Genomic DNA, 23,857 nt, shown 5'->3' with positions numbered 1-23,857 from the left:
TTCGGCGGGGCTCAGGCGGTGATCAGGGTGCCGATCTTGTCGCCACCCACCGCGCGGATGATGGTGTCGTCACCCTGCGCGCCGAACACCAGCATCGGCAGGCCGTTCTCCATGCAGAGGCTGAACGCCGCCGCGTCGGCCACCCGCAGGTTGCGGCGCAGCGCCTCGGAGAAGGTGATCGAGTCGAGCTTGCTGGCGGTGGGATCGATCCGCGGGTCGGCGGTGTAGACGCCGTCCACGCCGTTCTTGCTCATCAGCACCACGTCGGCCCGAATCTCCAGAGCCCGCTGGGCGGCCACCGTGTCGGTGGAGAAGTACGGCATGCCCGCGCCCGCACCGAAGATGACCACACGGCCCTTCTCCAGGTGCCGGATCGCCCGCAACGGGATGTACGGCTCGGCGACCTGGGCCATGGTGATGGCGCTCTGCACCCGGGTCTCGATGCCCTCCTTCTCCAGGAAGTCCTGGAGGGCGAGGCAGTTCATCACGGTGCCGAGCATGCCCATGTAGTCGGCGCGGGCCCGGTCCATCCCGCGCTTCTGCAGCTCCGCGCCGCGGAAGAAGTTGCCGCCGCCGACCACCACGGAGACCTGCACGCCGCGGCGGACCACGGTGGCGATCTGCCGGGCGATCGCCTGGACGACGTCCGGGTCGACGCCGATCGCGCCGCCACCGAACACCTCACCGGAGAGCTTCAGCACCACTCGGCGGGCGCGCCCCGGCGGCGGCGCCGTCGGATCGTCCAGCTCCAGCGTCCGGTCACTCACAACCTGCGTCATCCGCCCCGCCCTTCCCCACGCGCACGCCCCGTGCGGCGCGTACCGCGAACCTGCCGCTGCCGACCCTATGTGACGAGGAGGCCGCGGTGCCTGTCACGTACACCGGCGGCCTCCTCGTTGACGTCTTCTGCCCACGGGCGCACGTGGCGCCCGGTGGCGGCTCAGGCCTGGCCGACCTCGAACCGCACGAAGCGGGTGACCTCGATGCCGGCCTCGGCCAGCAGCTGCTTCACCGACTTCTTGTTGTCGGCGACGGACGCCTGCTCGATCAGGACGTAGTCCTTGAAGAAGGAGTTCACCCGACCCTCGATGATCTTCGGCAGGGCCGCCTCGGGCTTGTTCTCCTCGCGGGCGGTCTGCTCGGCGATGCGCCGCTCGGACTCGACGACCTCGGCCGGAACCTCGTCCCGGGTGAGGTACTTCGGCCGCATCGCGGCGATCTGCATGGCCACACCACGGGCGTCGGCGTCGCCCGCCTCGTCGCTCTTGCCGGTGTACGACACCAGCACACCAACGGCCGGCGGCAGGTCCTGGGCCTTGCGGTGCAGGTAGACGGCGGTGGTGCCCTCGACCCGGGCGAACCGGTTGAGCACCAGCTTCTCGCCGATCTTGGCGGACTGCTCCTGGATCAGGTCCGCGACGACCTTGCCGTCGAGCTCGGTGGCGAGCAGCTCCTCGGCGGTGTTCACGCCGGCGCGCTCGCCGTGCTCGACGAGCTGCTGGGCCAGCGCGATGAACGACTCGGTCTTGGCGACGAAGTCGGTCTCGCAGTTGAGCTCGAGCAGCGCCTTGCCGGAGTGGGCGACCAGGCCGTTGGCGGCCGTACGGCCGGCCCGCTTGCCGACGTCCTTGGCGCCCTTGACGCGCAGGATCTCGACGGCCTTGTCGAAGTCGCCCTCGGCCTCGGTCAGCGCCTTCTTGCTGTCCATCATGCCGGCGCCGGTGAGGTCGCGGAGCTTCTTGACGTCCGCGGCGGTGATTTGGGACATGGCTCTCTCTTCGGTGTTGAGACGGCGTGTGGATGGTCAGAGGTGCCGGTTACCCGGATCCGGGCAGATCGTGCCCGGCGTACCGCCGCTGCCCGCCGTCTGCGAAAACGGACGGGCAGCGGCGATGCGATCACTCCGCGGTGGCGGCCGCCGGCTGCTCGGTGGCGGCAGCGGCGGGCTGCTCGGCCGGGGCGGCGGCGGGCTGCTCGGTCGCCGTGGCGGCGGGCTGCTCGGCGGCGGCAGCGGCCGGCTGCTCGGCCGGGGCGGCCGACTCGTCGGCCTTCTTCGGCTCCAGCAGCTCGCGCTCCCACTCGGTCAGCGGCTCGTCGCTCGCGACACCCTCGGGCTTCTCGTCGTTGCCCCGGCGACGGCCGGAACGCGCGATCAGACCATCCGCGACGGCGGCGGCCACGACCTTGGTCAGCAGCTCGGCCGAGCGGATCGCGTCGTCGTTGCCCGGGATCGGGAAGTCGACCTCGTCCGGGTCACAGTTGGTGTCCAGCACCGCGATCACCGGGATGCCCAGCTTGCGGGCCTCGTCGACGGCGATGTGCTCCTTCTTGGTGTCGACGATCCAGACCGCGGCGGGAAGCTTCTGCATGTCCCGCAGACCACCGAGGGTGCGGGTCAGCTTGATCTTCTCGCGGGAGAGCTGCAGGGTCTCCTTCTTGGTGTAACCGGCGGCGGTGCCGCTGAGGTCACCCAGGCCCTCCAGCTCCTTCATCCGCTGGAGCCGCTTGTACACCGTCTGGAAGTTGGTCAGCATGCCACCGAGCCAGCGGTGGTTGACGTACGGCTGGCCGACCCGGGTCGCCTGCTCGGCGATCGCTTCCTGGGCCTGCTTCTTGGTGCCGACGAACAGGATGCTGCCACCCTCGGCGACGGTCCCACGCACGAACTCGTACGCCTTCTCGATGTACTCGAGGGTCTGGCGCAGGTCGATGATGTAGATGCCGTTGCGCTCGGTCATGATGAAGCGCTTCATCTTCGGGTTCCAGCGCCGGGTCTGGTGCCCGAAGTGGACACCGCTCTCCAGCAGCTGGCGCATGGTCACGACGGCCATGGTTGGGGTACTCCTCAAGATCCCTGGTTGTCACGCCCGGCCGGTGGCCGGGCGTCCTGGCGCCTGGTCGCCGACCCATGGTGGACCCGATCAAGATCGGGACCAGGGAGGCCGTCGCTCCACGACGATTCGTGAAGAGGGCGCGCGAGGTCGACCGCACGAGGCGGTCGCCAGTTGGCCAGTGTACGCCCCTCACCCGTCCACCCGCCCCGGGGTGCGCGGGGTGGGCCGCTCAGCCCGCTCAGCTCCATCGCGCGAGTTGCCGGGAAGATCGCACTGGTTCGCGAAAATAGTGCCCTCCGCGTCGCAGGAGGCCACTATTTCCTGGTTGTTGTCCCAACCCGGCGGCGCCGTGTCCCCCACGGAACTGCTGGACCCAAAGGCGCGAGGCCGGCCGGGTCAGCCGGCCGCGAGTGCGGCGGCGAGGAAGAGCACGAGGCCGACGGTCAGGTAGGCGGTGGGTGGGCGCAACCAGCCCCGACCACCGTCGGCGAGCGCCAGACCTCCGGTTCGCAGCCCGTAGAGCCCGGTCGCGAAGATCGGCAGCCCGGCAACCAGGGCGATACCCACCACCACGTTCCCGGCGTCCACCGGATCGCCGGTCACGCCCGCCAGCAGCACCCGCAGCGCGGGGATCTCAAAGATCAACACCAGCAGAGCGAAGAGTACGGCCAGCACCGGCCGTCGGGTCCGGTAGACGCCGTCGGCCACCGGGGCGTAGGTCGGCGGCTCCGCGGCGGGCAGGTCGGGCCGGGGGCCGATCCCCGGCATCGGACCGGTCGGCATCTCCAGGGGGTGCGGCGTGTCGTCGGCCCGGGTCGGCTCGACGATCGGGTAGCCACCGAGCGGGGCGGGACGAGCCTGCTCGGCGAACACACCACCCGGCGGGACGGCCGCCGACGGAGTGTCGCGGGCGGCCTCCGGAGCGGGACCACTCAGCGGGGGGCCACTCAGCGGGGTGCCGGTCAGCGGGGGCGTCGCGGCGGTGGCCTCCCGGGCCGCCCGACGACCGGGCAGCTCACCGGAGATCTCCGAGGGGTCCCGATCCGCCCGCCGCGAGCGGGTGGCCCGATAACCGTCCACCTCCGGTCGGGCGGCGCCCGGGTCGACCGCACCGAAACGCCCCGAATCTGCCTCACTCACCCCGAACCGACCGGCCTGACCGTCCAGGGCGCCGAAGCGACCCGAGTCCGACTCGGGCGTACCGAAGCGGGGTGCCTCCACCGCACTCAGTCGACCCGAGTCCGACTCCGGCGTACCGAAGCGGGATGCGTCGACGGCGCCGAAACGTCCCGAGTCCGACTCGGGCGTACCGAGGCGGCCCCCGTCCACCGCACTCAGCCGACCTGAGTCGGACTCAGGCGTACCGAAGCGGCTGGCGTCGACGGCGCCGAAACGTCCCGAGTCCGGCTCGCGGCGCCGGCGGACGCCGGTGTCCTCGACGGAGCGGCTGTCTTCCGCGCCACGCTGCTCGGGGATCTCACCGTCCCGGTATCGCGATTCGCCCGCGCCGCGCCACTCCGACTCGCCGTAACCGCGACCCCGCTCGTCGGGGTACCAGCGCGACTCCTGATTTTCCGGAAAACTCCGTCGTCCGTCCACGTCAGGCACCGTATGCGACCGGCCACGCCCGCGCCATCTCAGCCCGGTCGGCCACGCGCCACCGGTCCCCGCGGCGCAGGCAGCGCTGCCGGCATCGGTCGGGGAGGCCCAACGCCATTAGCACACCGTGGGCATGATCGTCCGGCTGTCCACAGCGACCCCGTTGTCCACAGGTGAGCCACCGTCGAAGTAGCCGCGGTGGTACCCGGGCGGGCACGGTTCCGGCCATGACGAAGCGGAACCAGGCGGTCGGCGCGTACGGCGAGCGGTGCGCCGCCCGGCACCTGACCGAGGCGGGTCTGCGCCCCATCGCCCGAAACTGGCGCTGTCCGGCCGGGGAGATCGACATCATCGCGTGGGACGGGCCGGTGCTCGCCTTCTGTGAGGTGAAGACCCGCCGGGGCGAGGACTTCGGCACCCCGGCCGAGGCGGTCGTGCCGGCCAAGGCCCGTCGGCTGCGAGGGCTCGCCGCGCGCTGGCTCACCGAGACCGGCACGACCGCCGAGGAGGTGCGTTTCGACGTGCTGTCGGTGCGGCTGCCCGACGCCGGCCCGGCACAGGTGGACCACCTCAAGGGTGCGTTCTGACATGCGCGCCCGGAGGATCGGTGACGCGCCGTGAGCTACGCGAAGGTGCTCTGCGTCGGGCTGGTCGGGGTCACCGGCCACCTGGTCGAGGTGGAGGCCGACCTGGCCGCCGGGCTGCCCGCCGTGGTGATCTCCGGCCTGCCGGACACCGCCCTGCACGAGGCCCGCGACCGCGTCCGCGCGGCCGTGGTCAACTCCGGCCAGCGCTGGCCCAACCGGCGGATCACCCTCAATCTGCTGCCCGCGACGCTGCCGAAATCCGGCTCGGCCTTCGATCTGGCCATCGCCGCGGCTCTCCTGGGCGGCTCGGGTGAGCTGCCGCTACTTCCCCTGGAGGGGGTGGTGGTCCTCGGCGAGTTGGGGTTGGACGGCACGGTCCGGCCGGTGCGCGGTGTGCTCCCGATGGTCGCCGCCGCGGCCCAGGCCGGCATCGCACGGGTGATCGTCCCGGTCGGCAACGCCGCCGAGGCCGCGGTCATCCCCGGGGTACGGGTGCGAGCGGTGGACTCCCTGCACCGACTGGTCGCCTTCGTTCGGGACGGCGCCCCGCTGATCGAGCCTCCGGAGGCCACCTCGACGCCGGCCGTCGACGGGCCGGATCTCGCCGACGTCGCCGGGCAGCAGTTCGGTCGCCGCGCACTGGAGGTCGCCGCGGCCGGCGGGCATCACGTGGCGCTGCTCGGGCCGCCGGGTGCCGGCAAGACGATGCTCGCCGAGCGGCTGCCGTCGATCCTGCCCGAGTTGGACGACGAGGCGGCACTGGAGGTCACCGCCCTGCATTCGGTCGCCGGGCTGCTACCGCCGGGCGGTCAATTGCTGCGTCGCCCGCCGTTCCAGGCGCCGCACCACACCGCGACAGTGCCGTCGCTCGTCGGTGGCGGCTCGGGGCTGGCCCGACCCGGCGCGGTGTCGCTGGCGCACCGCGGCGTGCTGTTCCTCGACGAGGCCCCCGAGTTCAGCAAGGGCGCGCTGGAGGCGCTGCGCCAACCGCTCGAAGACGGCCGCATCCGGCTCACCCGCAGCGGGGGCGGCACGGTCTATCCGGCCCGAACCCAGTTGGTGCTGGCCGCCAACCCTTGCCCGTGTGCCCAACCAGCAGGCGACGCCCGCTGTGAGTGCAGCCCGCTGGTCCGGCGCCGCTACCTGGGAAGGCTCTCCGGGCCACTGCTCGACCGGATCGACGTCCAGGTGCAGCTGATGCCGGTGCGGGCGGCCGAGCTGATGGCGACCGACGGCGGCGTCGAGCCCTCGGCGACGGTCGCCGCCCGGGTGGCGGCGGCCCGGCAGGCGGCGGCCACCCGCTGGGCCGGCCTCGGTCGGCGGCTCAACGCCGAGGTGGAAGGCCCACACCTGCGCCGACCGCCGTGGCGGCTGCCCGCCCGGGTCACCGCCGAGTTGCGGGGGCGGCTCGACTCCGGCTCGCTGTCCGCCCGCGGCTTCGACCGGGTGATCCGGATGGCGTGGACCATCGCCGACCTGGACGGTCGGGACCGACCAGACCTGAACGACGTCCGGGAGGCGCTGCAACTACGGACAGGAGAGGCGACGTGAGCGCCGATGACGAACGCAGGCTGGCCCGGGTCGCACTGACCTGGCTGGCCGAGCCGGGCACCCGCGTGGTCCACCAACTGGTCGAACGGCTCGGCCCGGTGGCGACTCTGGATCTGCTGCTCGACGGCGGCGGCCCGGACGGCCGGCTGCGTACCGCGGTGGCCGCCCGGTCGGTGGCCGGCGACGCCCGGGCGGTGGCGGCCGAGGCGCTGGACCGGGCGGACCGGCTCGGCGCCCGCCTGGTCACACCCGACGACGAGGAGTGGCCGGCACGGGTGGCCGGCCTGTCCACGCTGCGCCTGCCGGACGTCAGCCGTCGGGTGGACGGTGAGACCGCCCCACCGCTCTGCTTCTGGGTACGCGGGGCCTGGCCGCTGGGTGAGGCGCTGGACCGTTCGGTGGCGGTGGTCGGTGCGCGGGCGGCCACCGCCTACGGCCAGCACGTTGCGACCGAACTGGGATACGGGCTGGCCGAACGGGACTGGACGGTCGTCTCCGGCGGCGCGTTCGGCATCGACGCCGCCGCGCACCGGGGTGCCCTCAACTCGGGCGGCCTGACCGTCGCGGTGCTCGCCTGTGGGGTGGACCGGCCATATCCGATGGGCAACACCGCGCTCTTCGACCAGATCGCCGACACCGGGCTGCTGGTCAGCGAGTGGCCACCCGGCGCGGAGCCGCTGCGGCCCCGGTTTCTGATCCGCAACCGGGTCATCGCCGGGGCCACTCTCGGCACCGTCGTGGTGGAGGCGTCGGCGCGCAGCGGCGCGACGCAGACCGCCCGGCGGGCCATCTACACCAATCGGGTCGCCATGGTGGTGCCTGGCCCGGTGACCTCGGCGATGTCCGTCGGCGCGCACGAACTCCTGCGCGAGTACCCCGACAAGGCTCGGTTGGTCACCGGGGTGGCGCACGTGCTCGAGGAGGTGGGGCGGATCGGGGCCGACCTGGCGCCGGTGGCGCGCGGACCGCAGCGGCCCACCGACGCGCTCGACGACGAAGCACGGTCACTGCTGGAGGCGCTGCCCCGCCGCGGCGCGATGGGCGTGGACCGGCTCGCGGCCCGCGCCGGTGTCGACGTACGGACCTCGTTGCGCAAACTGTCCCTGCTCGAGGAGTTGTCCATGGTGGTTCGTCGAGACGACGGCTACGCCCTCGCCCCCCGACCCTCCGTCAGGAAGGGGGAAGCTCGGACCTGAGATGGACGAGCACGTCGCGCTCCCAGGCCGCCAGTTCCGCGGCGAAGGCTCTACTACCGGCGTCGGTTTCGTCGAGGTACGGCTTGAGCGCGCGGGCCGCGGTGACCAACCCGGCGGCCCGGACCAGCCGGCGCATGTCTTCGGGACCCAACAAACGCCACTGCGGCGCGACCCGAGCTGCCTCCGCCGTCCGCATCGGCAGCGCGGCGTTGAACGCGTCGATCGCGTGCCGGGGGTCCAGCAACGCGACCTCCCGGGTCGGGACGGTGTGGGTGAGAGCGACAGCGGTCAGGAGCAGCCGTCGGACGGCCGCTTCCCGGGCGTCGATGCCATCGACGCGTTGCGTCCGATCGAGCAGCACGTCGTAGGCGGCGGAGTAGGCCGGCCACTCGGCCGGGGCAACCTCGGCGCCCTCCTGACTGAGGTGCCAGGTGAACAGTTGCAGTACGCCCAGCCATTCGTTGCCCGTCCACTGGACGTCGTGGGGCTCGGATGAGCGGAGCCAGGTGACGAGGCTCGACCGGTCGAGCCTTGTCACCTGCTTCCAGTCGGCGCTCACCGGACCAGCGCTCCGAGGGCGTCGATTGTGTTCATCGATCTCCAACTCCAGCAGCCGCGACGGGCGTTGCCGATGATGACCGCCTCGTCGCTGACGAACCTTGGCACCACCACGACGAGGGAGGGTATCGGTCAATACCGCGCAGGTGACCGTACCCCCGGATCGCGGGGGCACGCACCGCCCGCCTCAGCGTCGCGTTGCCCAGCTTTGCAGCGAGTCACGGTAACCAGCGAAACGTGGCCAGGTTCGACGAACACCGGCACCGTGGCGGCCGGTGACCCTCGTCGCTCGGCCGTAGGCTGGTGCCGTGCCAGCTGCCGGTAGAGGTGCCTGGGCCGCTGGACCGGTCCGCAAACCGGCGCGGCCACGATGAGTCGGCCCGATCGAGGCACCCGGGCCATGCACCAGGCGCTGCCGCCCGAGCTGCGCGACGCCGTCGACGACTTCGCCGCGCACCTGTCCCGGGTGCGTAACCGGTCGGCGCACACCGTCCGCGCGTACGTCACCGATCTCGTCTCGTTGCTCGACCACGCCGTACGGATGGGTTGCGTCGACCTCGCCGACCTGGACCTGTCGGTGCTGCGCAGCTGGTTGGCGCGGCAACGCACCACCGGAGCGGCCCGTACATCGCTGGCCCGGCGGGCAGCGTCGGCGCGGGCCTTCAGCGCCTGGGCGCACCGGGCCGGGCTGCTCCCCGCCGACGTGGGGGCCGCGCTGGCCAGCCCTCGGGCGCACCGGGAGTTGCCCACCGTCCTGCGCGCCGACCAGGCCGCCGCCCTGGTCGAGGCACCGGCCCGGCAGGCCCCGCGCCCGCCCGCGCCACGATCGGCCGAGACACCGGCCGAGCAGGCCTCGCTCGCGGCCGCACCGCCAGCAAGAGCAGCGGAGGACACCGCGACGGAGGCGGTGCCGTTGCGGGACCGGGTGTTGCTGGAGCTGCTCTACGCGACCGGGGTACGGGTCAGCGAGGCGTGCGGGTTGGACGTCGGCGACGTCGACCATGGCCGGCGGGTGATCCGGGTGTTCGGCAAGGGTGGGCGGGAGCGCGCGGTGCCGTACGGGGTGCCCGCGCAGCGAGCGTTGGACGACTGGTTGCGCCGGGGCCGCCCGGCGTTGGTGGGCGCCCGCTCCGGAGACGCGTTGCTGTTGGGTGCCAAGGGCGGTCGGCTCAACCCGACGACGGCGCGTCAGATCGTCGGCGCGTACGCCGAGGCCGTCGGCCTGCCCCGGACGAGCCCGCACGGTCTGCGCCACTCGGCGGCCACCCACCTGCTGGAGGGCGGTGCGGACCTACGGGCCGTCCAGGAGCTGCTGGGCCACTCGTCGCTGGCGAGCACGCAGATCTACACGCACGTGTCGGTGGAGCGGTTGCGTGCCGCCTACCGTCAGGCCCACCCGCGCGCCTGATGTCGAGCGGAAACGCGCCGCCCACCGGCAGGCCCACCCGCTCGCCCGATCAAGCACCGGAGGCGAACGAGCCCGACGGTTACGATCATCAGGTGAGCGTCCCGCAGCCCCCTGAGCCGATCCCGGGCGCCCGTCTGCTCTTCTCCCTGGACCCGGCGGTCAGCCATCTCAACCACGGCTCGTTCGGCGCGGTCCCGATCGCGGTGCAGCGAGCCCAGCAGCGGCTGCGCGACGAGATGGAGGCCAACCCGCTGCGCTTCTTCACCCAGGGCCTGGTCGACCGGATCGCGCACACCCGCCGGCACCTCGCCGGTTTCCTCGGCGCCGACCCCGACGGCAGCGCCCTGGTGGGCAACACCACCACAGGTGTCGCCGTGGTCCTCCAGTCGCTGGGCCTGCAACCCGGCGACGAGGTGCTCAGCACCGACCACGGGTACGGGGCGGTGAGCCTGGCCATCCAGCGCGAGTGTCGCCGCACGGGGGCGGTCAGCCGCGTCCTGCCCATCCCGCTGGACGCCACCGACGAACAGATCGTGCAGATCATCCGCGCCGGGCTGCGCCCGGGGCGGACCCGGCTGCTCGTCGTCGACCAGGTCACCTCGGCCACCGCGAAGCTCTTCCCGGCCGCCGCCATCGTCGGGGCGTCCCACGAGCAGGGCGTGCCCGTCCTGGTGGACGCGGCACACGCCCCCGGAATGCTGGCCACCCCGGTGAGCGGCATCGGTGCCGATTTCTGGGCCGGCAACCTGCACAAATGGGCGTACGCCCCGCGCGGGACCGCCCTGCTGACGGTGGCACCGCGGTGGCGGGACCGGATCGAACCGCTTGTGGTCTCCTGGGAGCAGGAGTCGGGTTTCCCGGCCCGGATCGAGTGGCAGGCGACGCTCGACTACACGTCCTGGCTGGCCGCCCCGGCGGGGCTGTTCACGTTGCGAAGTCTCGGCCTGGACCGGGTGCGGGCGCACAACGCCGCGCTCGCCGCGTACGGCCAGCGGGTGGTGGGGGACTCGCTCGGGGTGGCACCCGCCGACCTGCCCGACCCCGGCGGGCCGGGGGTGTCGCTGCGTCTCATCCCGCTGCCGCCCGGCACGGGCACCACGATCGACGCGGCGCGGGCGTTGCAGGCGCGGATCGGCGAGCGGCTCGCCACCGAGGTGGCGGTGATGAGCTGGAACGGCCGTGGGTGGCTGCGGCTCACCGGTCAGGTCTACAACACCGCCGACGAGTACGAGCGGCTGGCCGTGCGCCTGCCGGCGCTGCTCGCCCAGCGCTGACCTCACCGCCGCCGGCTCCCCCGACCGGGAGTAGGCGCACCGGGCCGAGGCCGAGCAGGGCAAGCGGATCGAGATACTCCTCGTCCCGGCGGAGTCCCCAGTGCAGGCACGCCTCGGCCGGGCAACCCGGATGACCGGGCAGCAGCCCGCCCAGCGGTGTGCCGGCGGTGACCGGCTGGCCGGGTCGTACGGCCGGTTGGACCGGCTCGTGGGTGGTCCGCAGGCCACCGGCGTGGCCCACGGTGACCACCGGCCGGCCGGCCACCAGGCCGGCGAAGAGCACCGTGCCCGGCCCCGGGCTGCGGATCACCGCTCCGGCCGGGGCGGCCAGGTCGACGCCGCGGTGGCCCGGCAGCCATGGTCGCGGCGGCGGGTCGAACCGGCGCACCGGACGAGGCGGCCCGTCGACCGGCCAGCGAAACCGCCCGGCCGGTGCCGGGTCGGCCGGCGGTGGGTCGGCGAGCGGGACGGTCCGGGCGGCGACCGGCACGGTCGACGTCGGTGGTTGGCCGGGCACCGCCACGACCAGCACCGCCAGCCCGCCGAGCTGGACGGTCAGTGCGAGCGGGAGCGCGACGCGGGACAGCAGCGTGCGGCGGATCGAATGAACGGATCGTGGTCGCATGACGGCAGCCTCGGCCGAGGCTGGCTCGTCCGCCAGCCCGGCCGCCGGGGCTGTGGACAACCGGAGTGGCTGTGGACGACCACCCCACAGCTTCGGTGATCTGTTATGCGGACGCCGTCCACGGCCCACCCGCCAGCCGCGTCCCCAACCTCTCTGGGCAGAACACCTAGGCTGGGCCGAGTACGGCGGGTGCCGCCGTGTGGACCGGGGAGGCCCAGGTATGACCACTGTCGATGACCGGACGCCGACGGTGGCCGACGTGAGCGGCCCGTCCCGGCTCGCGGGGCCGGACGAGGCGATCAGCGCCGAGGAGTTGCAGCTCGCCGCCCGCAACCACGGCATCCCGTTGGAGGCGCTGCGTTACGACGTCACCCCGGCCGGGCTGCACTACCTGCTCACCCACTACGACATCCCGGAGCTGGACGCGGCGACGCACACGCTGACCATCGGCGGCGCGGTGGACCGGCCGCTGACGGTCACGCTCGCCGAGCTACGCGAGCGACCGCGGGTCACCCACCAGGTGACGCTGGAGTGCGCCGGAAACGGCCGAGCCCTGCTGCACCCTCGGCCGGTCAGCCAGCCGTGGCTGGTCGAGGCGGTCGGCAACGCCGAGTGGACCGGCACTCCCCTTGCTCCGCTGCTGCGGGAGGCGGGCCTCGACCCGGCCGCGGTGGACGTGGTCTTCACCGGCGCGGACCACGGAGTCGAGCGCGGGATCGAGCAGGACTACCAGCGGGCACTTCCGGTCGCCGATGCGCTGCGCGAGGAGGTGCTGCTGGCGTACGAGATGAACGGCGCTCCCCTGCTGCCGCAGCACGGTGCGCCGCTGCGGCTGATCGTGCCGGGCTGGTACGGCATGGCGCACGTGAAGTGGGTCCACTCCGTCGACGTCCGGACCGAGCCGTTCGAGGGTTATCAGAACGCGGTCGCCTACCGGGTGCGCACCGACGCCGACGACCCGGGCGTGCCGGTGACCCGGATCGAGCCACGGGCGCTGGTCCGGCCGCCCGGCTTTCCGGACTTCATGTCCCGTCGCCGGGTCGTGCGGGCCGGCGCGTGCACGGTGGACGGTCGGGCGTGGTCGGGGCACGCGCCGGTGGTCGCCGTGGAGGTCACCACCGACGGTGGGCTGAGCTGGGCTCCCGCCGAGCTGGACCCGGCCGGCGGAGGCGACTTCGCCTGGCGGCGCTGGCGGTACGAGTGGACCGCCACCCCGGGCCGGTACGTGCTCGGCGCGCGGGCGACCGACGCGTCCGGGCGGACCCAGCCGGTCGAGCAGCCGTGGAACCGTGGCGGCTTCGCCAACAACCTGGTGCAGCGGGTCGAGGTCGTGGTGCCGGCCGAGTGACCGGCAGGTGCCACGTCACGGGTGGGGGACCCGCGGCGCGGCCGAGCGGTGCGGTTGCGGTCAGCCGCCGAAGCCGGAGTCGGCGGGCAACGAGATGTCGGGCTTCTCCAGCTCTTCGACGTTGACGTCCTTGAAGGTCATCACTCGGACGTTCTTCACGAAACGGGCCGGACGGTACATGTCCCACACCCAGGCGTCGTGCATCTCGACCTCGAAGTAGACCTCGCCGTCGGAGTTGCGCACGTGCAGGTCGACCTGGTTGGCCAGGTAGAACCGACGCTCCGTCTCCACCACGTACGAGAACTGGCGGACAATGTCGCGGTACTCCCGGTAGAGCTGCAGCTCCATCTCGGTCTCGTACTTCTCGAGATCTTCCGCGCTCATCGCACTCCGCCTTCCATGGCCACATCTTCCCCCACCGGCGTCGGAGGCCGAGGCTGCTCGCCCAACGCCACGCCGACGGTACCCCCTGACGCCCCGGAGCGCTCCATCGGCTCGTCCCGGCCGGGACCGCCGGGACGTCTGGCGCGCGGCGGCCGTCCGTCGCGGCCGGAGACCGTCGCGACATTGACGTACGAGAACCGGTGCTCCCGGCACGGTCCGTGCTCGCGCAGCGCCGCCGAGTGCTCCGGGGTGATGTAACCCTTGTGCTCGGCGAAGCCGTACGCCGGGAACACCCCGTCCAACTCCACCATCAACCGGTCCCGAGTGACCTTGGCGAGGACGCTCGCCGCCGCGACGCACGCGGCCACCCGGTCACCCTTCCACACCGCGAGCCCCGGCACCCCCAGGCCGTCCACGCCGAAGCCGTCGGTCAGCACGTACTCCGGCCGGGTGGTGAGCGAGGCGAGTGCCCGGCGCATCGCGGCGAGGTTGCACACGTGCAGGCCCCGGGCGTCGACCTCCTCGGCCGGGATGACCACCACGGCGTACGCGAGGGCGCGGTCCACCACCTCGGCGTACACCCGTTCCCGGCTGGCCGGGGTGAGCAGCTTCGAGTCGGCCAGCCCTTCGATCTCGCCGCGCCGACCTTCGGGCAACACCGCGGCGGCGGCGACCAGCGGACCGGCGCACGCGCCCCGGCCCGCCTCGTCGGCGCCGGCGACGTGTCGGAAGCCCCGCCGTTGCAGCGCCCGTTCCAGGGCGTACAGGCCGGCCTCACGGCGCACCACGGTGCGCGGCGGGGTCAGCACGGCGCCTCGCCCTGGCCTGCGGTGGTCGACATCCCCAGCCGGGTCAGCAGGGCGGGCAACTCCGGTGGGTAGAACCGGTCGCCGCTGGCCACCAACTCGGTGGGAAGCCACCAGCGGTGGTCGGCGATGCTGCGCCGCTCGATGTCGTTGAAGCCCGTGGTGTCCACCCGCCAGGATTCCACCCGGACGAGGAAGAAATCCTGCTCCTGGCGGTACCAGACACCGTCGAAGGAGAACTCGGTCGCGTCGGACCAGACCGGCTCGCCCAACTCGACCGGGTCGAGTCGTAGGCCGGTCTCCTCGGCCAACTCCCGGGCGGCGCCCACTGCCGGCGCCTCCCCCGGGTCGAGCCCACCGCCGGGGGTGAACCAGTAGCGGTGCCCTGGTCGGGCCGGGTCGAAGCCCTCGAAGAGCAGGACCCGGTCGGCCGCGTCGACGAGCAGCACGCGGGCCGCGCGTCGAGGGGTGTAGACGGTCACCGCACCAGCCTGCCAGACCGACGGCGGATCGCCCACGCCCTGTCGGCCTACGGCTTGGGAATGCCGTCGAACCCGTCGGGCACCGTCAGCCAGGTGGCCCGGTTGACCGGCCAGAAGACGGTGAACGCCCGCCCGACCACGTCGTCCTCGGCGATGGTGGCCTCGGTGATGTTCTGCCCGGACTGCTGCCAGTGCTCCAGTGAGTCACCGGAGGCCGAGCGGTGGTCACCCATGACCCACAGCCGACCCTTCGGCACGGTGATGTCGAACTCCTGGTCGGCCGGCTTGTCGCGGACCCCGTCCATCGAGAAGATGTACGGCTCGTCCAACGACTTGCCGTTGATCATCAGCCGTTCCTGCGGGTCGCAGCAGACCACGTGGTCACCGGGAACGCCGATCACCCGCTTGATGAAGTCCTCGCCCTTGGGGTTGCCGCTCCACTCGATCGGAGCCTTGAAAACGATCACCTCACCGCGGTGCGGTGATCGGAAGTCGTAGACCAGCTTGTTGACCAGCACCCGGTCGTCGATCTTGAGAGTGTTCTCCATGGACGGGGAGGGGATGAAGAAGGTCTGCAGCACGAAGGCGCGGACCAGCACCGCGACCAGGATCGCCACACCCAGCAGGATCGGCAGCTCCTTCCAGAAGGAGCTGCGCGGCTTGTCGGTCTGCTCGTCAATCACGCCAAGGAGCCTACGTTGCCGAACTGGACGTCATCGACCGGAACGCGCGGGAACCGCGGAGAGCGGCCGCCAACGGGAGGATGAGCACCACACCGCCCTGCGGGGTCGGTCGCGCCGGGGGCACGCCCGAGGATGCCACGCTCGGCCCGGACACGTCGTCGAACGTCGACGGCACCGGCAGCGAGTGCCACCGCGACGAGGGCCAGACCACCATGAAGGCCCGGCCGATCACGTTGTCGATCGGCACCGGGCCCTGGCAACGCGCGTCCTGGGAGACCTCCCGGTGGTCGCCCATCACGAAGATCTGACCTGGCGGTACGACGACCTCGTCGAAGCGCCGGGAGCGGCACTCCGAGGGGTTCGGCGGCAGGTCCAGCGGGGAGTCCCGCAGGACGTACGGCTCGTCGAGGGGCGTGCCGTTGACTGTCACCCGCCCCTGACTGTCGCAGCACCTGACCCGGTCGCCGGGGAGACCGATCACCCGCTTGATGAAGTCCTTCTCACCGGGACGGCTCACCCCGATCAGGTCGCCGACGGTCCGGGTCACCTTGCCGACGAAGCCCGGCTTCGGCTGCTCGTCGACCTGTGGCGCCCACCGGTCGGTCCCCCGGAAGACCACCACCTCGCCGCGGACCGGGTCACGGACGTCGTAGACGACCTTGTTGACCAGCACCCGATCATCGACGAGAAGCGTGTCCTCCATCGAGCCGGACGGGATGTAGAACGCCTGGAGCAGGAAGGTGCGGATCAGCACCGCGAGGCAGAACGCCACCACCAGCAGCAGCGGAAGCTCCTGCCAGAGCGGCATCTGCCGGCGGGTGCGGCGAGCCCGTCGGCGCCACGGATCGACGGTGCCGTCCTCATCAAGCGTCTGCACCACGCCACTCCCCGGTCCGCAGAAACACCACCGCCCGGGAGCCTCGTCGAGGCTCCACGGGCGGCAGTGGACGGCTACCCGCCCACGTGGGCGGGTCCGCCGCCGTGCTGCGCCCGTGACGACCAGGGTAGTGCGGTCTGGTCGTTACGGCATACGCGCAGCTCGGACGGCGTGGCGAGCGGGAAGTCAGCTGGGCTGCTTCTCCCGCTTCTCCTTGATCTTGGCCTTCTTGCCGCGCAGCTCGCGCAGGTAGTACAGCTTGGCGCGACGCACGTCACCGCGGGTCACGACCTCGATCCGGTCGATGCCCGGGCCGTTGAGCGGGTAGGTCCGCTCGACACCGACACCGAAGCTGACCTTGCGGACCGAGAAGGTCTCGCGCAGACCGTCACCCTGGCGGCGGATCACGACGCCCTGGAAGATCTGGACACGGGAGCGGTTGCCCTCGACGACGCGGGCGTGCACCTTGACGGTGTCACCGGCCCGGAAGTCGGGAAGGTCGGTCCGCTTCGACTGGGCGTCAAGGGCGTCCAGGATGTTCATCGCTGCGTCCTCGTAAGGCTCACGGCGCACCGTCACTCGGTGCGCGGGTGGGTGATTCTGATCCCCGGGTGGTGGTCGGCGGGCCGACCCCGGTCGGTGATCCTCGCAGCCGCCCGCGGGAGCGGACGGATGCGGCAACCCCCCTACTTTGCCACATCCCCCGGTGGCGACTGAAATCCGGCCCGGTCCAGGGCCGCGATGTCCCGTTTGTCGAGCCGGTCGGCGGGCAGCGCGGCGATCAGGTCCGGCCGCCGGGCGGCGGTCCGCAGCAGACCCTCCTCGCGCCGCCAGCGGGCGATCTTGCCGTGGTCACCGGAGCGGAGCACCTCCGGGACGTCGTGCCCGCGCCAACTCGGCGGCTTGGTGTAGATCGGGGCCTCCAGCAGCCCGTGCGCGTGCGACTCCTCGTCCAGCGAGCCCGCGTTGCCCAGCACCCCCGGGAGCAGCCGCGTCACCGCCTCCAGCATCACCAGGACCGCGACCTCGCCGCCGAAGAGCACGTAGTCACCGAGCGACACCTCGGTGACCGGCATCCGGGTGGCGGCGTGCGCCAACACCCGCTGGTCGATGCCCTCGTACCGGCCACAGGCGAAGAGCAGATGCGACTCCGCCGCCAGCTCGTGAGCCATGGCCTGCGTGAACGGGGCACCGGCCGGGGACGGCACCAGCAGCCGTGGCGGTGGGGCGTCGACCGGCGCGAGGGCGTCCAGCGCCTCACCCCACGGCTCCGGGCGCATCACCATTCCCGGCCCGCCACCGTAGGGGGTGTCGTCGACCGTGCGGTGCACGTCGTGGGTCCAGGTCCGCAGATCGTGCACGGCAAGCTGGAGTACGCCGTTGGCCCGCGCCCGCCCGATCAGCGACAGATCGAGCGGGGCGAAGTACTCCGGAAAGATCGACACGACGTCGACGCGCATGGGGGTGTTCCTAAAGATCGAGCAGTCCGGCCGGCGGGTCGACGATCACACGTCCACCGGCCAGGTCGACCTCCGGAACGATCGCCCGGACGAACGGGATCAACGCGGTGCGCCCCTCGGGGCGTCGCAGCACCAGCAGGTCCGAGGAGGGCGCGTGGTCGATCCGGACCACGTCGCCCAGCCGTTCGCCGGCCGGGGTCACCACGGCCAACCCGACCAACTGGTGGTCGTGGAACTCCTCCGGGTCGTCCGGCGGGTCCACGTCGGCGCTGTCCACCACGAGCAGCGTCCCACGCAGCGCCTCGGCGGTGTTGCGGTCCAGGATGCCCTCGAACGCGATAAGCACCCGACCCTGGTGGAAGCGGGCTTCCTCGATGGTCAGCTCCGCCGGAAGCCGGAACGGCACCCCGGGTTCGTCCGCCGTGGCGGGAGCCGGGGGTGTCGCCCCGGGTTCGGTGCGCAGCACCGAACCCGGGGCGAACCGTGCCTCGGGCTCGTCGGTCCGCACTTCCACGGTGACCTCACCGCGGACGCCGTGCGGCTTGCCGATCCTTCCGATGACGAGCTGCATCAGTACGAGTCGACGATGTCGACGCGTACCCCGCGCCCGCCGATGGAGCCGATCACCTGGCGCAGCGCCTTGGCGGTCCGGCCGGACCGCCCGATCACCGTGCCGAGGTCCTCGGGGTGCACGCGGACTTCGAGCCGCTTGCCCCGACGGGAATCGACCATCCGCACCCGGACGTCGTCCGGGTGATCGACGATGCCCTTGACCAGGTGCTCCAACGCCGGACGCAGAGGCATGTCAGGCCTGCTCACCGGCGTCGGCAGTGGCGGCGGGAGCCTCGGCCGGGGCCTCGGTCTTCGGCGCCTCGGCCGCAGCCTCGGTCTTCGGAGCCTCGGCGGCCTTGGCGGCCTTCTTGGCCGGCTTGGCCGGGGTCTCCGGGGCGAGCCCGGCGGCGGCCTTCGCCTCAGCCTCGTACGTCGCCTTGCGGTCGGCCCGCTCGGGGGCGACGAGCAGCGGCGGCGGGGCCGGCAGGCCCTTGTACTTCTGCCAGTCACCGGTCAGCTCCAGCAGGCGCTGCACCGCCTCGCTCGGCTGAGCGCCGACCGACAGCCAGTACTGGACCCGCTCCGACTTGACCTCGATGATCGAGGGGTCTTCCTTGGGCTGGTAAATCCCGACGAACTCGATCGCCCGGCCGTCGCGCTTGGTGCGCGAGTCGGCGATGACGATGCGGTACTGCGGGTTGCGGATCTTGCCCATCCGCAGGAGCCGGATCTTTACGGCCACAGTTGTTTCGCTCCTGTTGCGATCTCACCGGCCCGTGCGGGCGGTGTGCATGGGTGAGCGCCGACCGGACCCGTGGGGTTGGGCCGGAGACTACTCGGTGGACTAGCGACGTGCCCGGGTTAGAGGGCGCCGGACGCGCGCCGGATACCAGCGACCCATTCTGCCAGATGAAGCGCCGATCACTCACACCGGAGCCCCGGACCCGCCCGCCCGTCGCCGCTACGTGACCGACATCACCCTGCCGTCGGGATCCACGGTGCCCGGCAACCCGGGGGTGGCCAGCCGAGCCAGCAGTTCACGGGCCGGGCCGGCGGGCACGATCCGCAACGCCTCTCGCGCCCGTTGGGCGTGCTCGGCGATCAGGCCGAGCAGACCGGCGACCCGTGGGTCGTCGGGCGCGACCGCCCCGGGCTGCGCCGACCCACCCCACCGGGACGCCCCGGCCAGCTCCCGAAGCTGCTCGCCGAGGGCATAGGCCGCGCCGACCTCACGACCGTAGGTGGCCAGCGCGTTCACCACCGGAACCCGGGCGCCGCCGAGCCGGCCGCCGAGCCGACACGGCAACTCGAACGCGATGGCGGCGCGCCCGACCAGGACGGCACCGCCGGCCCCGCCGCCCGACGACGGGTCGTCGCGCAACTCCTGAGCCCGCCCCTCACAGGCCACGGTCAACGCCTCGGCGAACTCGGCGACCACCGGGCCGCCGCCCTGCGCGGCGAACTCGTACGCACGGGCCAACAGGAAGTCCGCGACCAGCACCGCGAACCGGTTGCCCCACGGCGTCGGTCGTGGCCCGGTCGACCGGGGCTCCTCCCGGGCGCTGTCCACCGCCAGCCCGGCGAGCAGACCCAGGTCGACCGCCGCGGCGAGGGCGTGCCGAAGCGGATGCTCACGGCCCCCGACCGCCGCGGCGACCAGCAGCAGCACCGCCGGACGCAGCGAGAGGGTCGACAGGTCCTCGTCCACCCCGCCGAGCCGGACGAACATCGGCCAGTCCTCACGAACGCAGCCGGCGAGCAGCTCGCCCACCGCCATCAGATCGCGCCGCAGGTCGCGGGCCAGCTCCGGCGCCGGCTGCGGCAGCGGGTCCAGCAGGACACCCGCCCGTGCCCCGTCCGGGAAGAGCGCCAGCCGGCGGCAGAGCGCGAACAGTGGCCGGTCGTCGTCGAAGGTGGCGTCGAGCACCCGCCAGGCGAGCAGGTAGCGGCGCACCGAGTACCGGCCGGTCTCGAAGTAGCCGGACTGCCGGGCGGCCAACTGCCGGGCGTACGGGGCTGGGTCCACCGGTCCCGTCTCGGCGCGGCGACGTGCCGTGTCGATCCGGTCGGCGGCGAGCAGGCCCGATTCCAGTGCGAAGCTGATGCCCTCGCCGGTGAACGGGCTCACCAGCCCCGCCGCGTCGCCGACCAGCAGCAGCCCTGGCACACCGCACCGGGACGGGTCGAAGTCCAGCCGCAGCGGCGCACCGGTCATCGGTCCGGTCGGACGGGCCGCCCGGAACCGGTGGTCGGTCGCCATCAGCTCGGTGACGAAACGCTCGTACAGCAGTCGGACGTTCTCCCGGTGGGCCGGGTCGAAGAGGCCCACGCCGACGTTGGCCGTCCCGTCGCCGACCGGAAACACCCAGCCGTAGGAGGGCAGCACCCGCCGGTCCGTGACGTCCGCCAGCGGAAGGTGGATCTCCAGCAACTCGTCGAGGTCCGCGATGTGCGTGAAGTAGCCCCGGGCGGCGAATCCGGTCCACTCCCGGTCCGGGCTGCGCAACCCGGCCTGGTGAGCCAGCCGCGAGGAGGCCCCGTCGGCGGCGACCACAGCCGGGGTACGCAGCGAAAAACGTCGACCGGCGTACTCGACCTGCACGCCGTGGACCCCGGCGGCGCCGCCGAGCAGCCGGGTGGCTCGTGCCCCGGTCCAGAGGACCGCACCGGCGCGCACCGCCCGTCGGCACAGCACCGCGTCCAACTCCAGCCGGGGCACCACCATGCCGTACCCGGTGCCGTCGGGGTCCTCGTAGTGGAAGTCGCGACCGCCGCGCCCACGCATCCGAATCCGCACCCCGCCGACCCGCTGGGCACCCGTCAGCTCGTCGAGCACCCCCAGCTCCGCGAGCAGACGTACGGCGCTGCGGGTCAGGCCGTCGCCGCAGCACTTGTCGCGGGGGAACTCGCGCCGGTCCACCAGCAGAACCCGGCGGCCCAACGTCGCCAGCCGGTAGGCCGCGGCCGCGCCACCCGGGCCGGCGCCCACGACGACCGCGTCGAAGCCGTCGAGCCGGTCCGGGATCATCGGCGGGTCCGGCGTATCCATCTCAACCCGCCCTGGTGACGGCGTAGTCGGCGAGCCGGACCAGCGAGTCCCGGGCCGGGCCGGGAGGCAGCGGGTCCAGCCGTCGGGCGGCCTGGGCGGCCCGGCTCCGGGCCTCGGCGAGGACCTCGTCCACGGCTCCCGAGGCGACGACCAGCTCGGCCACCTCGCCCAGCTCCGCCGGGGTGGGCTCGCGTACCTCCAGAAGGTCGCGTAGCCGGCCGGCGGCCGGTGTGTCGCGGGCCAGCAGCCGCAGCACCGACAGGGTGTAGACCCCTTCCCGCACGTCCGTCAGCGGCCGCTTGCCGAGCGCCTCGTAGCTGCCGCGCACGTCGAGCGCGTCGTCGGCGAGCTGGAAGGCGACACCGAGGTCGTGGCCGTACCCGGCCAGCGCCTCGACGATCGCCGGCGGCGCCCCGGCGAGCAGCGCGCCCAACCGGCAGGGCAACTCGAACAGGGTCGCCGTCTTGCCGGCGATGATCTCCAGGTGCTCCGCCTCGGTCAGGCCGGTGTAGAACGCGTTCTCCGTCTCGCGGAGCTGCCCGGTGCAGAGCGCGACAAGCGCGGCGGCCGCCTCCCGGCCGTACCGGTCGTCGAAGGCGGCGAGCAGGGCGATCGCCCGGGCCACCAGGAAGGTCCCGGCGACCACGGCCGCCGGCTCGCCCCATTCGGCGTTGACGCTGGGGCCGTGTCGCCGGGTGACGGCCCGGTCCATCACGTCGTCGTGGTAGAGCGAGGCCAGGTGCAGCAGCTCCAACGCCGCGGCGGCGTCGAGCAGATGTGCCGGACGCACGGTGCCGAATTCCGCCGCGACCAGCAGCAGCGCGGGACGGATCCGCTTGCCGCCCCGGCGCTGCAGCGCCGTCGCCATCGCCCACAACGCCGGGTCCGACGCGGCGACGGCCTCCCGCATCCGCCGGTCCAGGCCGGCCAGCGCCTCCCGGGTAGGGGCGCTGGCCAGCCAGTCCGGATCGGGTGCGGCACCCATCGTCACCGCTTCCGCTTCGGCTTCGGCTTGGTGGGCTTCTCGGCCGCCGGTTGGCCGGCGTCACCGCTGCTCCCACCGCAGCCACAGCCACCGTCGCCGCGCCGCCCACTGCCCGGAGCGGACAGGGTGGGCACCCGCTCGACCAACTCCTGTGCCTTGTGCAGCAGTTGCTCGTCGTCGAGCATCCGCAGGATCTCCACGGGAGTACGACCAACGGCGTCGTTCGCCAGCGCCAGCACCTCCTCGGCGGCGGAGAGTTCCTCGGCGGTCAACCGGCCCGCGAAGCGGCGCAGCGTCTTGCGGGCCTCGTCGAGGTGCTCGCTGGTGAGCGTCGCCTCGGAACGCTGCGGCTGGAGCAGCACCGCGCGGGCCGTCTCGGCGTAGGTGTCGTAGAGCTTCTGCAGGTGCCGCCGGTCGGCGTCGGAGACCTTCGTCGCCCGGACCCGGGCCACCAGCCCGTCCTCGTTGGCGAAGTAGGTGTCGACAGCGAACCGGCCGACCCTGGTCTGCTGCAGGTAGCGCTGCCGGAACTCCTTCTCGACCGCCACGTCGAGGTCGACGTCCCGGTCCAGGACCCGGCGAGCGGTGCTGCTGGATGCGCAACCGCAGGCGCTCTCGTTGCCACCCTCGCCGCCCAGGTAGACCACCGACCCGGAGTCGCCACCCTCGGACAGGTGGGCGGTGGCGATCTGGCCCTCGAAGGTGGCCACGCCGACGCCGGGACCGTAGTCGATGCTCGCGCTGACATCCAGCTCGGTCACCGTGGAGGTGGTGTACTCGGTGGTCCGGCCGACCTTCTCCACGTTGCTGCCGATGTCGACGCCGGCGGTGGCGCCCGCGCCGCTCAGGAACGTCACGTCGAGTTGACGCAGTACCTCGTCGATGGGGTTGATCAGGGTCCGGTTGCACGAGCCGGCGAAGAGCAGACCGATCGCCGGATGGTTGCCGTTGGCCACCGGGTAGATGTTGTCCTTGACCTGGTCGATCACGTCGTTGGGCTGGGAGACCTGGCCGATCGCGCAGTCCACCAGGTTGCCGGCCGGGTTGATCATCACGAATCGCTTCAGGGTGGCGATGGTGTCGGCGGGCGTGGTGCCGCCGTCGGCAGAGCCGGGCTGCGTGATCGCGTCGCCGATCGCCCCGGCGTTGGAATTCGCCAGCACGTGGTTGTTGCTCAGGATGCAGAGCGAACCGTCGGTGTTGTCGGTGACCAGCGCGCCAAGCGTGCCGGCCGTGACATTGAGGTGCGCGACGCTCACCCCGTTGGGCGCCGGACGTTCCCGGGCGGTGAACTCCTGGGCGAAGAACGGACCGGTCTCCACCACGTCGACCTCGACGAAGTCGGACCCGAAGTAGACCCGCCGCGGCAGCAGCCGGGTGGTCGGTAGGAACTGCCTCGGCACCTTGCGGACCACGTACACCACCAGGGCCGGCTCCTCCGTGCGGCGGCCGCTGACCTCCCGTCGGCCGTAGGCGAGCCCGCTGACGTTCGGGTCGCCGAGCAGCCCGGCCAGTGGTCCTTGACGGGCCGCCCGGGCCAACGCCCGGGCCTTGACGTAACTGTCGTCGAACGGATTGGACATGGCCGCCTCCTGCCGG

25 protein-coding genes are annotated in these 23,857 nt (G+C 72.5%); 6 read left to right on the top strand and 19 right to left on the bottom strand.

Annotated elements, in window-relative coordinates:
- Positions 1-11: 11 nt before the first annotated feature.
- From pyrH to AB0O48_RS33480, 4 genes are all read right to left on the bottom strand, one after another.
- Positions 12-779, bottom strand: a complete 768-nt coding sequence (gene pyrH / locus AB0O48_RS33495; protein ID WP_030487501.1) for a UMP kinase — start codon at positions 777-779, stop codon at positions 12-14.
- A 161-nt stretch (positions 780-940) separates the two neighbouring features.
- Positions 941-1,768: a translation elongation factor Ts gene (tsf, locus tag AB0O48_RS33490; RefSeq protein WP_357250343.1), complete on the bottom strand. Its 828-nt coding sequence runs from the start codon at positions 1,766-1,768 to the stop codon at positions 941-943.
- Positions 1,769-1,898: 130 nt separating this feature from the next.
- Positions 1,899-2,831, bottom strand: coding sequence for a 30S ribosomal protein S2 (rpsB, locus tag AB0O48_RS33485; RefSeq protein ID WP_357250346.1), 933 nt, complete (start codon positions 2,829-2,831; stop codon positions 1,899-1,901).
- A gap of 399 nt (positions 2,832-3,230) precedes the next feature.
- Positions 3,231-4,442 carry a hypothetical protein gene (locus AB0O48_RS33480; RefSeq protein WP_365069880.1) on the bottom strand — a complete coding sequence of 404 codons (1,212 nt, stop codon included), beginning with the start codon at positions 4,440-4,442 and terminating at the stop codon, positions 3,231-3,233.
- Positions 4,443-4,660: 218 nt separating this feature from the next.
- Between AB0O48_RS33480 and AB0O48_RS33475 the strand changes: the two genes are divergently transcribed.
- From AB0O48_RS33475 to dprA, 3 genes are read left to right on the top strand one after another with little or no spacing between them, the layout of a single operon-like run.
- Positions 4,661-5,020 (top strand): YraN family protein, encoded by a 360-nt coding sequence (locus AB0O48_RS33475; RefSeq protein ID WP_365069878.1) that lies wholly within the window; start codon positions 4,661-4,663, stop codon positions 5,018-5,020.
- Positions 5,021-5,050: 30 nt separating this feature from the next.
- On the top strand, positions 5,051-6,571 hold the full coding sequence (locus AB0O48_RS33470) for a YifB family Mg chelatase-like AAA ATPase (protein WP_365069876.1): 1,521 nt from the start codon (positions 5,051-5,053) through the stop codon (positions 6,569-6,571).
- Positions 6,568-7,767 carry a DNA-processing protein DprA gene (gene dprA, locus AB0O48_RS33465; RefSeq protein ID WP_365069874.1) on the top strand — a complete coding sequence of 400 codons (1,200 nt, stop codon included), beginning with the start codon at positions 6,568-6,570 and terminating at the stop codon, positions 7,765-7,767. Before AB0O48_RS33470 ends, dprA begins: the two co-directional genes overlap by 4 nt.
- Here dprA and AB0O48_RS33460 read toward each other — a convergent pair.
- Entirely contained in the window at positions 7,742-8,326 is a 585-nt protein-coding gene (locus AB0O48_RS33460; protein WP_365069872.1) for a hypothetical protein, read from the bottom strand. The two genes, dprA and AB0O48_RS33460, sit on opposite strands and share 26 nt — an antisense overlap.
- 369 nt (positions 8,327-8,695) lie before the next feature.
- Here AB0O48_RS33460 and AB0O48_RS33455 point away from each other — a divergent pair, with 369 nt between their 5' ends.
- Together AB0O48_RS33455 and AB0O48_RS33450 are read left to right on the top strand one after the other, a co-directional pair.
- On the top strand, positions 8,696-9,733 hold the full coding sequence (locus AB0O48_RS33455; RefSeq protein ID WP_365069870.1) for a tyrosine recombinase XerC: 1,038 nt from the start codon (positions 8,696-8,698) through the stop codon (positions 9,731-9,733).
- A gap of 92 nt (positions 9,734-9,825) precedes the next feature.
- Positions 9,826-11,007, top strand: a complete 1,182-nt coding sequence (locus AB0O48_RS33450) for an aminotransferase class V-fold PLP-dependent enzyme (RefSeq protein ID WP_365069868.1) — start codon at positions 9,826-9,828, stop codon at positions 11,005-11,007.
- On the opposite strand, the gene AB0O48_RS33445 is transcribed toward AB0O48_RS33450, so the two are convergent.
- The gene (locus AB0O48_RS33445) at positions 10,928-11,632 is read right to left on the bottom strand and encodes a M23 family metallopeptidase (RefSeq protein WP_357250372.1); all 705 of its coding nucleotides are present in this window, start codon (positions 11,630-11,632) and stop codon (positions 10,928-10,930) included. The genes AB0O48_RS33450 and AB0O48_RS33445 overlap by 80 nt on opposite strands.
- Before the next feature lie 220 nt (positions 11,633-11,852).
- Between AB0O48_RS33445 and AB0O48_RS33440 the strand changes: the two genes are divergently transcribed.
- Positions 11,853-12,980, top strand: coding sequence for a sulfite oxidase (locus AB0O48_RS33440; RefSeq protein ID WP_357250375.1), 1,128 nt, complete (start codon positions 11,853-11,855; stop codon positions 12,978-12,980).
- Positions 12,981-13,040: 60 nt separating this feature from the next.
- On the opposite strand, the gene AB0O48_RS33435 is transcribed toward AB0O48_RS33440, so the two are convergent.
- The 13 genes from AB0O48_RS33435 to AB0O48_RS33375 form a co-directional block, all read right to left on the bottom strand.
- Complete coding sequence (locus tag AB0O48_RS33435) at positions 13,041-13,364, bottom strand: DUF2469 domain-containing protein (RefSeq protein WP_007075222.1); 324 nt, start codon at positions 13,362-13,364, stop codon at positions 13,041-13,043.
- A complete protein-coding gene (locus AB0O48_RS33430; RefSeq protein WP_357250378.1) occupies positions 13,361-14,173 on the bottom strand; it encodes a ribonuclease HII in 813 nt (270 codons plus the stop codon). The genes AB0O48_RS33435 and AB0O48_RS33430 overlap by 4 nt, the downstream gene beginning before the upstream one ends.
- Positions 14,167-14,652, bottom strand: a complete 486-nt coding sequence (locus tag AB0O48_RS33425; protein WP_357572123.1) for an NUDIX domain-containing protein — start codon at positions 14,650-14,652, stop codon at positions 14,167-14,169. The genes AB0O48_RS33430 and AB0O48_RS33425 overlap by 7 nt, the downstream gene beginning before the upstream one ends.
- A gap of 47 nt (positions 14,653-14,699) precedes the next feature.
- Positions 14,700-15,335 (bottom strand): signal peptidase I, encoded by a 636-nt coding sequence (lepB, locus tag AB0O48_RS33420; protein ID WP_357250384.1) that lies wholly within the window; start codon positions 15,333-15,335, stop codon positions 14,700-14,702.
- A 10-nt stretch (positions 15,336-15,345) separates the two neighbouring features.
- Positions 15,346-16,215 carry a signal peptidase I gene (lepB, locus tag AB0O48_RS33415; RefSeq protein WP_365069864.1) on the bottom strand — a complete coding sequence of 290 codons (870 nt, stop codon included), beginning with the start codon at positions 16,213-16,215 and terminating at the stop codon, positions 15,346-15,348.
- 183 nt (positions 16,216-16,398) lie between these two features.
- Positions 16,399-16,755, bottom strand: a complete 357-nt coding sequence (rplS, locus tag AB0O48_RS33410; RefSeq protein WP_030335223.1) for a 50S ribosomal protein L19 — start codon at positions 16,753-16,755, stop codon at positions 16,399-16,401.
- 143 nt (positions 16,756-16,898) lie between these two features.
- On the bottom strand, positions 16,899-17,672 hold the full coding sequence (gene trmD / locus AB0O48_RS33405) for a tRNA (guanosine(37)-N1)-methyltransferase TrmD (RefSeq protein WP_357250391.1): 774 nt from the start codon (positions 17,670-17,672) through the stop codon (positions 16,899-16,901).
- A gap of 10 nt (positions 17,673-17,682) precedes the next feature.
- Positions 17,683-18,243 (bottom strand): ribosome maturation factor RimM, encoded by a 561-nt coding sequence (rimM, locus tag AB0O48_RS33400; RefSeq protein ID WP_357250394.1) that lies wholly within the window; start codon positions 18,241-18,243, stop codon positions 17,683-17,685.
- Positions 18,243-18,503: an RNA-binding protein gene (locus AB0O48_RS33395; protein ID WP_172862164.1), complete on the bottom strand. Its 261-nt coding sequence runs from the start codon at positions 18,501-18,503 to the stop codon at positions 18,243-18,245. Before AB0O48_RS33395 ends, rimM begins: the two co-directional genes overlap by 1 nt.
- Entirely contained in the window at positions 18,478-18,966 is a 489-nt protein-coding gene (gene rpsP, locus AB0O48_RS33390) for a 30S ribosomal protein S16 (RefSeq protein WP_357375649.1), read from the bottom strand. Before rpsP ends, AB0O48_RS33395 begins: the two co-directional genes overlap by 26 nt.
- Positions 18,967-19,185: 219 nt before the next feature.
- Entirely contained in the window at positions 19,186-21,273 is a 2,088-nt protein-coding gene (locus AB0O48_RS33385) for a geranylgeranyl reductase family protein (protein ID WP_365069861.1), read from the bottom strand.
- Between the two features lies 1 nt (position 21,274).
- Positions 21,275-22,258 carry a polyprenyl synthetase family protein gene (locus AB0O48_RS33380; RefSeq protein WP_365069859.1) on the bottom strand — a complete coding sequence of 328 codons (984 nt, stop codon included), beginning with the start codon at positions 22,256-22,258 and terminating at the stop codon, positions 21,275-21,277.
- A 2-nt stretch (positions 22,259-22,260) separates the two neighbouring features.
- Positions 22,261-23,841, bottom strand: a complete 1,581-nt coding sequence (locus AB0O48_RS33375) for a hypothetical protein (protein WP_357572127.1) — start codon at positions 23,839-23,841, stop codon at positions 22,261-22,263.
- Positions 23,842-23,857 lie beyond the last annotated feature (16 nt).

The sequence above is a fragment of the Micromonospora sp. NPDC085948 genome, assembly GCF_040686315.1.
Taxonomy (GTDB): Bacteria; Actinomycetota; Actinomycetes; order Mycobacteriales; family Micromonosporaceae; genus Micromonospora.
Note: the sequence above shows the minus strand (reverse complement) of the source record. Positions and strands in the feature narration are given on the sequence as shown.